Raw genomic sequence first — 11463 nt, 5'->3', positions numbered from 1 at the left:
AATAGAAAAGAAAATTTCCATAGCAAATTATCCAAGACTGATAAATGTTGAGTTGGAAAAAAATAAACAAGCAAAATTTTATTTTGATATATCCGTTGCATCGCCATTATTGCTCAAAGAATGGAAATATTTCATATTCAGAGCACCAAAAAGAAAACGTTATAAAGATCTTGATAAACAAGTTTCAGCATTTATAAAAAAAGAATTAGGTTTATTTAAAAAAAGTAATCCAAATCAAGTGGAAGAATCTGACTGGGTATTTTTTTCAAGCGAATTGGTTAATAATCAAAATGAAACATTACCTAATATTTACGATGGAACTTTTTGGATAAAAATTAATAATAAATTAATGAAAAGACCATTTCAAAGTTTACTTAATGGAAAAAATATCGGTGATAGTTTTATAACCAATAAGCTACCGCTTAACAATGATTTTTCACAAGAAGAAGAACCCAATAATAACTATTCTTTTAAAATAACAATCAAAAAAATAGCTAAAGGCAACCATTTTTCATTAGAATCTTTTAAAAATACATTTAAATTAAAAAGCAAAATAGATATTCATGACAAATTAATAGAAGTTTTTTCTTTCAGAAACGATATTTCGCAAAGAAAATCCATTATCGAAGAAATATTTCATCTTTTACTTTCAAAACATAGATTCGAAATACCAAAACATTTCAGCGTAAGAAGACAAGAAGATATTTTGGATTATCTAAAACACGACCCGGATTATAATGTATACAAACAAAGTGTTGATTTTTATGAACAAGTTATGATGCTTGCTGAAAAACAATTGAAAGAAGAAATTCTTATAGATCAAATGGCTTTTAAAGAAAATATAGCAGTTAATTCAGATGATATTAAAAATTATCTTAATTTATTTAATAACAACAGATTAAGAGAATTTATATATTTCAAACCAATATTGGAAAAAATTGAAGAATCGGATTTCCCGCTACAAACAGGATTATTAAAACAATATGCACTAAGAGAAAAAACATTAAATGAAATAATACATGAATTAACCAAATAATATTTTTATAAAAAATAGGAGAAAAATGGTAATCTCAAATAATAAATTATTTTTATTATTGCATATTTTATTTTTTTTGATGCCAATATTTAAAATAAATTGCATTGAAGTCAAAGTTGATTACGAAACTGAAATACCTCCATTTGGAAATGTACTTCTGTCAGGCAATGTAGATATTGAAAATAAAAAATTTACCTTAAGTGGAACCAAAAATGAAACATTCGATCTCGGTTTTTTAAAAATATCGAACCCATTAATTGGCTTATCAACTCAAAAAGAATTTAGCGCAAATGCAACCGTAAATATTTTGGGGGAAAAAGCGCTACTTGAAATAATAAAATATATACCGAATAAAATAGCTATTTATAAAATAGACCCTACAAAAAAATTAATATTCCCTATAACGCCGTGGACAGATATTGATATAGATTCTTTTATATTTTTAATTAAAAAAGATCTTTACGAATTACAAACAAATATCAAAATTTTTAACCAAGATGCAATACTTAAATTTGGTAAAAAAAGAGCAGTAATACAGCCGGTACAACCATCAATACCTCAAAATATTACACCGCCCCCAAATATACAAACGCCCGAAGCACAAAAAATTTTACCTCAAGTTACTCCTGACAATTATGCAGAATTTAGCATAAAAAATTTAAAACCTTCGGATATTATAAAAAATACTGTATTTGACGCAATAGAATTACAAAATGCCTCTTTTAAAATAGATGATCCATTTACAAAGGGTAAAGATCATCCAATTACAATTAAATGTGTAGCAAATTTAAAAAAATTAAATATCGGCCTGCCAATAGATTTATCAAAAATAGAATCTGAAATTAAATTAAATAAAACAACAGGTTTTACACTTGAAAGCAAATTAAAAGATCTTACAATATCAAATAATATTAATTTAAAGCAAACCAATTTAACAATAATAATCCCGCCAACCATAAAAACTCAACCGATCAAACAACCAGAACAAACTCCACAGACACCCGGCCCAACAAACGAAAATACGCCAACGGAAACACCAACCGAAGAAATAAAACCTGAAATTCAGCCAACAGCAATAGTACCAAAAACAGTTAAAAAACCATCAATATTTTTGTCGGGCAAAGCAGATTTGAATTTGCCAATTTTAGGTGAATTAAATTCAGACTTCTTAGCAGAATATAATAATGGTATATTCACGTTTAAAATATCAATAGATCCTAGAAAAAAAATAAATATTGCAAATATAGGAACATTTGAAAAATGTACGCTAATTTTATCTCAAACCGGTAATTTTGAAATTCAGGGTGAAATAAATTTAGTTGATATTAACTGGATTGGTACATTAAAATTTTCTAAAGCTACCACACCAACAACAAAAACAGAAATCCCTCAAACACCTAACGATCAACAGCCGCCACAATCAGAGCAAATTTCAACTCAACAACCAAAATCAACATTTCAAACCGGTGGATATACTGTTGAATTTTCAGCAATTGCAAAAAAAGAGATTTTTCCATTTAAAAATATTGCAGGATTAAAAGAAATAGCCCAATTAAAAAACATTAAAATATCAAACCCCGGCCTAAGTATAAATACCGATAAAACATTTAGTATTTTGGGGCAAAGCGAATTATTAGGATTTAAATCCAATGTTACCTTGGAAATTAGCAACTTGGGCTTAACATTTAAAGCATTTCCGCCAAAAGGCTGGAAAATATCCGATGCAATAAAGCCACTGGAAGGTACTTTTTTTGATAAGATAGATTTATCAAAAACTCAAATAGTTATTTCGTCTTTTCCTCACATTGATCCAAAATTAAATATAAATTTAAGTAAAGGCATAAATTTGGCTGCCGTAACAAATTTGGCCGACAAAACATTTACCAATGCTAAAAACTTAATTAAAGGATTAGGTAATCAAAGTTTAAATTTATTTGGTTCGCTTGGAAGTCTTAAAGACACCAAGTTAGCTGTAACCTTACCATTTAAAGAAATTAAATTATCCGACAAAGCATTTCTTGAAAATATAAGTTTTTTCTTTACCGGATCAAATCTTGGCCCATCAATGGGGCTTAAAACACAAATAAAAATTATCCCAACTCAAGATGATGATCCATTACTATTCACAGGCGCAGCATCAATTGATATGGCAAAATCCGGAGTAATATTAAGTGGATCAATGCTTGGAAATTGGGAAAATCCATTAGGGCTTGATGGAATTACTCTATCAAATATTGGCTGTGAAGTATCTTTACCTGTATTAACAAATATTGGTATTGCCGGATCACTAATTTTTGACGAAAAAAAAGCTGTAAGTATGGCTACCAAATATTCAACTGACGGTAAAATTGTATTAATGGGAAAATATACAGGTGAACTATTACTTGAAGATATTCTTTCAATACCCGCAAAAGCAAATCCTAATTTTGACATTAAATCATTTAAGAAAAACTTTCCGGATCTTGGTTTTTACGATTCTGAATTCAGATTTGCACCATTGCCAACAAAAATTGGTGAAATAATAATTGAACCGGGAATTTCTCTTAAAAGTCACATGAAATTTTTCAATGACAAAGAAGCTTTTGTTAATATTGGATTGGGTTCTACCGGACTTATTGCACAAGGTTCAATGTCAGAATTTGAACTAGGCCCAATAAAAATTAGCGGCTATGGATTGGATGGAGAATACAATACAAAAGATGACGGTCCTACCATTGATTTTTCCATAACTCCCGAAACGCAGCATTTTATGCTATCAGGTTTAGTTGACATAAGATTAGCAAGTGGACAGGGCGATATTTATATTGGAAGAGACGGCGTTGACATTTATCTTTCTGCAGGATTATTTGATGATCTGTTTGAAGTAAATTATAAACTTAAATCTGTAAAAAAAGATGGCCATTTGGATTTTGATTTTAGTGCAGCATTATCAAATAAATTATATGATTATTTATCTCAAAACATAGTAAAAAATCTTACAATATTTAAGGGAGAAGCAAAAACAAAAATTGAATCTGCAATAAATAATTTGGAAAAAACAGATATAAAGATAAAAAAAATAAATAAAGATATAAAGAAAAAAAATAAAGAAATAGAAAAATTAAATAAACAATACAATCAAATTGCTGCAGCTGAAGAATATTATGATATATAAAAATTTCAAAAATTATATCAAATAGGATAATCATGAATAAATTAATAATTTTTATCGTTTTTTTTTATGCGATTCCGCTTTTTTCAGGAACCGGCACAATCAAAATTAAAAATAATACAAAAAATAATATTATAATTAAAATTACAACAACTACAGATAAAGAATATAAAGAAACGATAGGTCCAAAAAATATTTTTGAAAAAAATTTATCCAGAGCAACCGGTACTCCGGATATCAAAGATATGATTGTAGAATTTCCGGATAAAGAACAAGTTGAAATAGATGGTCATAAAATCAAAGGGCTCCACCTGGACTACAGGCGCTGGACGCATAATGTAAACATAAAAAATAATAAAACAACTTTAGTAGAAATTTTCTATAACCAAGATAAAAATAGATTTGAACGAACCGTAAAACTTGATGATAAATTTTTAGAAAAAAAATCTGAATATATTGGAGATTCAGCGGAATCGGCAATGTTATTTATAAACAAAACACCATATAAATTAATTTTACATATAATGGTTGATGGAAGTTTGGAGTGGGAAACTCTGGAATTGGATGCATATGATCGTTATATGGTTTGGCCCGGAAAATCAGGTGGAACTACAAACGATCTTGATCATATGGCAGTGGAATTTAAAAAACCTTCTGATGTCAAAAAATCTGAAAAACGCTGGTGGCGAGATGTTATAGATAATAAAAAAAATACAATAACTACAATCTACATAGATTATGATAAAACAAATAAACGATTCACAAGATCTGCTTATAGAAACCTGAAAAACATAGAATCAAAAGTTGAAAACATTGGCATAAAATTTAAAGGTGATTATAAACTTCTACCAACAAGACCTAACAAGCGTCAAAACCAGATTAGAGCGGAAATTATTGCTTTAAAAACGAAAATAGCGGCTCTCGAAATAGAAAAGAAATCATTAAATATTTCAAGAAATACTGCCAAAATAGCGCTTGAACAAACATTATTTTTAACTCTTGGTCTTAGCGATTTGGCCCAACAAGCAAGTGAAGGTATGTTAAGTCTATTTAATATAAAAAGTGCCATTCTTTCCGGAAGTATTACGGATTTCGTACAAGGCAGGTTGCCAAAACTCGAAATTGACTGTGAAATAATTGATAAACCTCACCATTTTATAGTGGCATTTGATTTTGCTCACCCGGAAAACACTTTTAAATCACTTGGTAACGACGCCGGAGCCAAATTTGAAAAATAGATAATATATAAACACAGTTTACAGGCTGAAATTAGTTTTTTTGGGTTGTTTTATAATAAAAATTGGTTATAATTATTAACTCTTACGTAAGAAATTTAGATATTAATTGCTTTTCGGGAGTGCAAAATGTCCATAACTTTTAAACCAAGCAGAATAAAAAGAAAAAGAAAACACGGATTCAGAGCTAGAATGAGTACGCGTAGCGGTCGCAAAATATTGAATCGTCGAAGAGCTAAAGGTCGTAAAAGACTAGCAGTTTAAAAATTTAAGGCCGATTACTGTCGGCCTTTTTTTACATGTATTGTCATCCCCTGCGGGGATCCAGTCCTCAGAGAACCAAATGGATATAAAATTTAAAGACCTATTCAGATTCGAAAAAAAAGAAATCGATTCAACATTTCAAAATTCTATACAAAAAGCATCTGTTAACGGCTTAAAACTTTTACAAGCACCGATTCAAAAAGACGCACAATCTTTTGGAAAAATGCTCATAATGACCTCCAGAAAAGTTGGAAAAGCATGCAAAAGAAATAAAATTAGAAGACAATTAAAGTCTATTTTTTACCAAAGAAAACTCTATGAAAAACAATTTAATTCTATTTTAATTGTCTATAAAGCTTCTTTGAATTTATCTTTTGAAGAACTTGAAAAGTTTTTACTCGAAAATATTTAAACATGCACAAATATATACACAAATTAAAAGATCTTTTTATCAAAATTATCTTTTTATTTATTAGATCACTAAGACCTCTTTTGGGACCTCGAGGTACATGTATCTACCCGGTAACCTGCACCAATTATTCAAAATACATGCTAAAATCAAAGCCATTTTATATCTCAATACCACTTATAATTTTACGAGTTTTAAGCTGTAACCCATTAACCGTTTTGTACTGGAAAATTAAGAATAAAATTAAAAAAAGGGTTTAATTTATGAACAAAATAGTCAAAAGAATATTGATTTCGATAATAACTATTTCAATAATATTTTCCGGAATTTATTTGTTTTTAAGCCTGAATAATTTTAATCCAAATAAACCATGCGCCTTTTGTAATCCCAAAGTAATTAAAACTCATACATTTTATGAAGATGAATATGTTATAGGCATGTGCTCACATAGACAAGTAAAACCTTGGCACTGTTTGGTCGTAACCAAAAGACATATTAAAAGATTCGAAGATATTTCTGATAAAGAATTACTGGCCTCAAATAAATTGTTAAAAAAAATTAATATTGCCGTTCAAAAAATAATGGGGCCTGCCTCTTATATTATTTTAGAAAAAAATGGCACAGGACTGCAATCAGTTCCACATATTCATTTTCATTATATTCCTGAAAAAGATACGAATAGCCAATTTATAAGTCTTGGATATCTGTGGGATTTTTTTACTTATATTTTCAAAAAACCAATGTCGACAGAAAAACTTTCTGAATATGTTGATCAAATGAAAGCAATAATCTAAACATGATAAAAAATAAATTTAACAAAATTAAATATTTACTACTTACATCATTTTTAGCCACAGGCACAATTTTATTTTTTAATTACAATTCAAAATTGAAACCTACCGGTAAATTTCAAAAATTAAATTCTTACTCTCAAGTACAAGATCTATTTGATAATTGCACACCAAACACTTTAATCATTTTTGATATCGACGACACACTGATCACAGCAACAGACGCTTTTGCAAATGATCTTTGGCATCCATGGTATTTTCAAATAATTGCAGGAATTAAATACCCTAAAATTATTTTTAATAAAGAAAAAATAGAATGGATTGCAAGTATGGTAATTCAACAATCTAAGCGGTATGTTTTTGATCCGGATGTTATAAAGTACATAAAACAATTACAAAATCAAAAATGTATGGTTGTAGCGCTTTCTTTTATGAGAAGTAGTTCTGTTGGGATCATCAAAAACTTACCTGAGTGGCGAGCAAACATGTTAAAAGATTTTGGCATAGATTTTAGTGGACAATTTGAAAATGCATCTTTTACAAAATTACCGGCATATAAAAATAGTTATCCGTGTTTATATAAAGGCATTCTTTGTACAAATAAACAATCCAAGGGTACAACATTAGGCGCATTTTTAGATTATTACAATTTAAATCCCGACAAAATTATTTTTTTTGATGATCGAACCGATCAACTAAATTCAGTTTTTAATGAATGCAAAAAACGCAATATAGATTTTTGTGGTTTTCAAGTTTTAGCCGCATATAAAAATAGACCAACATGGAATACCAACCGAGCCCTACTTCAGCTTGATTTTATTATAAAAAATTCAAGTTGGTTGTCGGATGAAATGGCAGACCAAATTATCAGAGGCCAATTACAAATTCAATAATTTTTGATTCAAAAATATTACACTATTTTAGTTTACAAACTAAAATTTTAATTTTATATTAGCGCTTATTTGTTAGAAGATTAGATATATTTAATGTTTTTTATATTTTTAAAGGTATCCTCTATGTTAAAAAAATTAATAGTTTTATTTTTATTCATTACAAGTTTTGGTCAAAATAGCATTTATGCAATAAATCCCTTAGATGACAAATTTAAACACGGCGTTGGTATTATTGATCCAAAACTTTGGGATACAGATGAACCAATTGAAGAAGTAACACAAGATACAATTATTAGACATTTTCAAAATGTTTGTGATGACTTTGGCTTTGAACAAGCATTTAAAGCAGCACAAAAAGGTATAAAAAGTAATAATTATGCAATAAAATGTTTATCTATGGCTATTTTTGCTATATTCATTTATAGCAATCCTGAATCTAAATTATTAAGCGATGAAAACATAAATTCATTGATAAAAATTATTATCAATGAATTATCACAACAAGATAAATATTCTAACGATAAAATATTTAAACGTACTTCAATAATGTTATCCTATTTAATTAAGATAATAATCACTCATGCAATAAATAAATTAGATGAAAAACAAATTTGTACTTATGCAACCACTTTAATCAATGCTTTTGAAGAATATTCAAAAAATAATACTGAAATACAATCTATGTTTTTAAAATTAAAGCAGGTCATGAGGTTATAAAGACGGTGGTTATTTTACTAGCTAGTCAGATTATTGAAAATATCATAGAGGAACTAAAATTGGTAAGCCATATCGCACATAAACTAAAATTTTAAATCACTCCAAGCAACAATATTAGAAAAAGATCGCTTTTGCGACTCGTCTCCTGCATAAACTAAAAAACTGTTTTTTGATTCTATTTTCGCAAGCTCATTTCAATAGGAATCAACTTTTGTACTTATTAGAGTTTTGCAAATCAGGGAATCGATTCCCTGATTTGCAAAACTTTTTCTATAATGCGCCAAAATAACTATTTCTTGTCTACTCTACCCACTCTAACTCTGCACATATGTTCAGAATTAAAATATTTACAAAAAAATTCTTCTCTATATTTTAAAATCTTAATCTTTGCATTATGTACAAACTAAATAAAGGTTTGATATGTTAAAAAAAATTATTTTTTCTGTTTTATTAATTACAAGCTTTGATCAAAATACCATTTATTCAATGGAAATTAATTTGAAATCCAATATAAAACTAAACGAAATTTCTTTTTTTGAAAAAATTATCATTCCAACCCCATCAAAAGCAACAAAAGTCCATGCAATATCAGGGATATCTTTCGAAAATAATATTATTTTTGCATATTATGCAAACTATCCATCAGAAAAAAGTAACATCCATATGCAAAATATTTGTATTAGTAGAGGAACTATAAATGATAGTAACACAATAACATGGATATCGCCAAGCATAGCTGCAACTCCATTTGAAATTTCTAATAAGTTTTATAATTCGGAAAATAAATGCTTTGATCCAGTTTTGTTTTTATTTAAGAATATTATTTATTTATTCTATAAAGTCGGCACGCATCCTAGAAACTGGTTTGGATTCGTAAAAATTTCTTATGATTATGGAGAATCTTGGACAAAACCAATTCCACTTCCAGAAGGCATATTAGGACCAACTAAATGTAAACCATTAATCGCACAAAATGATAACGATTTAATTTGCGGATCTTCTACTCAAAAGGAAAATTTCAAAGTTGAAAACAATAAACAAGGCGATGGATGGATTTCAATTAATATTTTAAAAGATTTTGGCAAATTAGAAATTTTAGAAATTAACAACTCAAAAAATTGGGAGCTCATAGACAACGTAACATATGGAAATCCCGGATCTGTTATAATTCAACCAGCAATATGGCAATATAATACAAACATTTATATGTTATGTCGCTCCAACAATGGTAAGCTAGTGTATACAAATTCAAATGATTATGGAAAAACTTGGTCAAATTCAATTGATTCTGAATTGCCAAGTAACTATTCTGCTATAGATATTTTAAGTACAGAAACAGAAATTTTTATGGCATGGAATCCAATTAACAACAATTTTAGAAATAAACTTATATTATCAAAACTAATTAATCCTTTAGCTCCAGAAAAACTATCTTCTTGGGAAGAGATATTTGTAATTGAAAGTGATGATCAAAATCCAAAAACAGAATACTCTTTTCCATCTATAATTTTTCAAAATAATAAGTTGATTGTAGCATATGGAGTAAATCAAAAAGAAATGCGGCTAGCCATTATTGATTTTAAAACGTGAAAATAATATTTATGAAAAGACAATTAAATGAGGCCAATTTTATGAAAAAAATATTTACACTTATATTGTTATTTAGTTTTTTTAATATATACGGAATAACATTTGAGAAACCTAGTAAAAACATAGAAGCTATAATAAAATTTATTATAGCAAATTCGGAAGATGATATTTTAGAAATTAATGGAGATAATGAAAAAGCGCTATGGCTTAAATATGGAATTAACTGGAATGAAATATTTTTGAATGTTGACGAGAGTATTTTCTATAATGGCATATGGTATAGCCCTAAACTTTGTAAGAAGATAGAAGAATTGCAAACTCTAGTAAATGCAAAACGATATAAATACGCTATTGATTCCAACGATTTAACAACAATAGTTGATGCTATAGAAAAGAATCCAAATAATATAAAAACGTTAATCTTAAATTCTAATAAGATTGGTAAAGCTGGTGTTAAAATTCTTACAAATTTATTGAATAGTAAAAATTGCAATTTAAAAAATATTTCTATTTTAAATGATCAAGCTGATTTAGACAATACAGATATCAAAATTATAACCAAAACATTAAAAATATAAAAAAAGAAAGATTTATCATGCTTAAAAAAATATTTTTTTTAAGCATGACAATAAGCACATTAAGTCAAAGCAATCTTTTTGCATGGCAAAAAGATAAAAAATCACTGTACTCATTATTTAAACATACAATAGAAAAAGGTCACAAACACAGCATTAGATGGAATAAAGAAGATTATTTAAAAAAAATTAATAAGCTATTTAAAAAAATGAATGAAAATAAAAAGGAAGATGAAAATTTTGATTATGACAATATGATAAAGATATTGAAATTATGTGATTCTGACCCAGGCAAAAGATATTTTAGATAATATTGATTAATGTTAAATGATATCTAAAACACATTAATTATTCACAAAATTATCAATAGTTGTAAAAGAATACCCACGATCTTTTAGAACATTGATAATTGTAGATAAAGCTTCAGCTGTTGCTCCTTTATCAGAATTACTATGCATTAAAATAATTTCACCTGGACGAACATTAGAAATAACTTTTTCAACAATTGCATCTTTTGTTTTTTCAAACCAATCTAAAGTATCTAGAGACCAAAAAATTAATTTATATTTTAAATCTTTTAATTGTTGTAAACCTATATCGTTTATATCTCCATAAGGTACCCGCATAAGTAAAGGCCTTTTTCCAATATATTTATCTAAAATTTTTTCTGTAGTTTCAACTTCTTGCATAATATCTTTTTTAGAAATCGTAGAAAATCGTGAATGATTCCAACTATGATTCAAAACTAAATGTCCCTCTTTAAAAGCACGAAGAACAACCTCTTTATTTTCTTCTATTTGTT

13 protein-coding genes are annotated in these 11463 nt (G+C 27.9%); 12 read left to right on the top strand and 1 reads right to left on the bottom strand.

Annotated features, from left to right (window positions below; translation table 11 throughout):
* The 12 genes from KKE07_01530 to KKE07_01475 all read left to right on the top strand — a co-directional run.
* The coding region (locus KKE07_01530; protein ID MBU4269539.1) for a hypothetical protein at positions 1 to 1036 on the top strand (1036 nt) is incomplete at its 5' end.
* A gap of 25 nt (positions 1037 to 1061) precedes the next feature.
* Entirely contained in the window at positions 1062 to 4190 is a 3129-nt protein-coding gene (locus KKE07_01525) for a hypothetical protein (GenBank protein MBU4269538.1), read from the top strand.
* 32 nt (positions 4191 to 4222) lie between these two features.
* Positions 4223 to 5425 (top strand): hypothetical protein, encoded by a 1203-nt coding sequence (locus KKE07_01520; GenBank protein ID MBU4269537.1) that lies wholly within the window; start codon positions 4223 to 4225, stop codon positions 5423 to 5425.
* Positions 5426 to 5551: 126 nt separating this feature from the next.
* A complete protein-coding gene (gene rpmH, locus KKE07_01515; protein ID MBU4269536.1) occupies positions 5552 to 5686 on the top strand; it encodes a 50S ribosomal protein L34 in 135 nt (44 codons plus the stop codon).
* 79 nt (positions 5687 to 5765) lie between these two features.
* Entirely contained in the window at positions 5766 to 6098 is a 333-nt protein-coding gene (gene rnpA, locus KKE07_01510; protein ID MBU4269535.1) for a ribonuclease P protein component, read from the top strand.
* Positions 6099 to 6100: 2 nt separating this feature from the next.
* A complete protein-coding gene (yidD, locus tag KKE07_01505) occupies positions 6101 to 6355 on the top strand; it encodes a membrane protein insertion efficiency factor YidD (GenBank protein MBU4269534.1) in 255 nt (84 codons plus the stop codon).
* A 3-nt stretch (positions 6356 to 6358) separates the two neighbouring features.
* The gene (locus KKE07_01500; protein ID MBU4269533.1) at positions 6359 to 6889 is read left to right on the top strand and encodes an HIT family protein; all 531 of its coding nucleotides are present in this window, start codon (positions 6359 to 6361) and stop codon (positions 6887 to 6889) included.
* A gap of 2 nt (positions 6890 to 6891) precedes the next feature.
* Complete coding sequence (locus KKE07_01495) at positions 6892 to 7779, top strand: DUF2608 domain-containing protein (protein ID MBU4269532.1); 888 nt, start codon at positions 6892 to 6894, stop codon at positions 7777 to 7779.
* A gap of 123 nt (positions 7780 to 7902) precedes the next feature.
* Positions 7903 to 8496: a hypothetical protein gene (locus tag KKE07_01490; GenBank protein MBU4269531.1), complete on the top strand. Its 594-nt coding sequence runs from the start codon at positions 7903 to 7905 to the stop codon at positions 8494 to 8496.
* A gap of 420 nt (positions 8497 to 8916) precedes the next feature.
* Positions 8917 to 10086, top strand: coding sequence for an exo-alpha-sialidase (locus tag KKE07_01485; protein MBU4269530.1), 1170 nt, complete (start codon positions 8917 to 8919; stop codon positions 10084 to 10086).
* Between the two features lie 41 nt (positions 10087 to 10127).
* Positions 10128 to 10664 carry a hypothetical protein gene (locus KKE07_01480; GenBank protein ID MBU4269529.1) on the top strand — a complete coding sequence of 179 codons (537 nt, stop codon included), beginning with the start codon at positions 10128 to 10130 and terminating at the stop codon, positions 10662 to 10664.
* A 17-nt stretch (positions 10665 to 10681) separates the two neighbouring features.
* A complete protein-coding gene (locus tag KKE07_01475; GenBank protein ID MBU4269528.1) occupies positions 10682 to 10972 on the top strand; it encodes a hypothetical protein in 291 nt (96 codons plus the stop codon).
* Between the two features lie 33 nt (positions 10973 to 11005).
* Here KKE07_01475 and KKE07_01470 read toward each other — a convergent pair.
* Positions 11006 to 11463: polysaccharide deacetylase family protein (locus KKE07_01470; GenBank protein MBU4269527.1), on the bottom strand; the 458-nt coding region annotated here is incomplete at its 5' end.

Source organism: Candidatus Dependentiae bacterium, assembly GCA_018897535.1.
Classification (GTDB): domain Bacteria; phylum Babelota; class Babeliae; order Babelales; family UASB340; genus UASB340.
The sequence above is the reverse complement of the archived record's forward strand: the minus strand, read 5'-3'. Positions and strand labels throughout refer to the sequence as shown.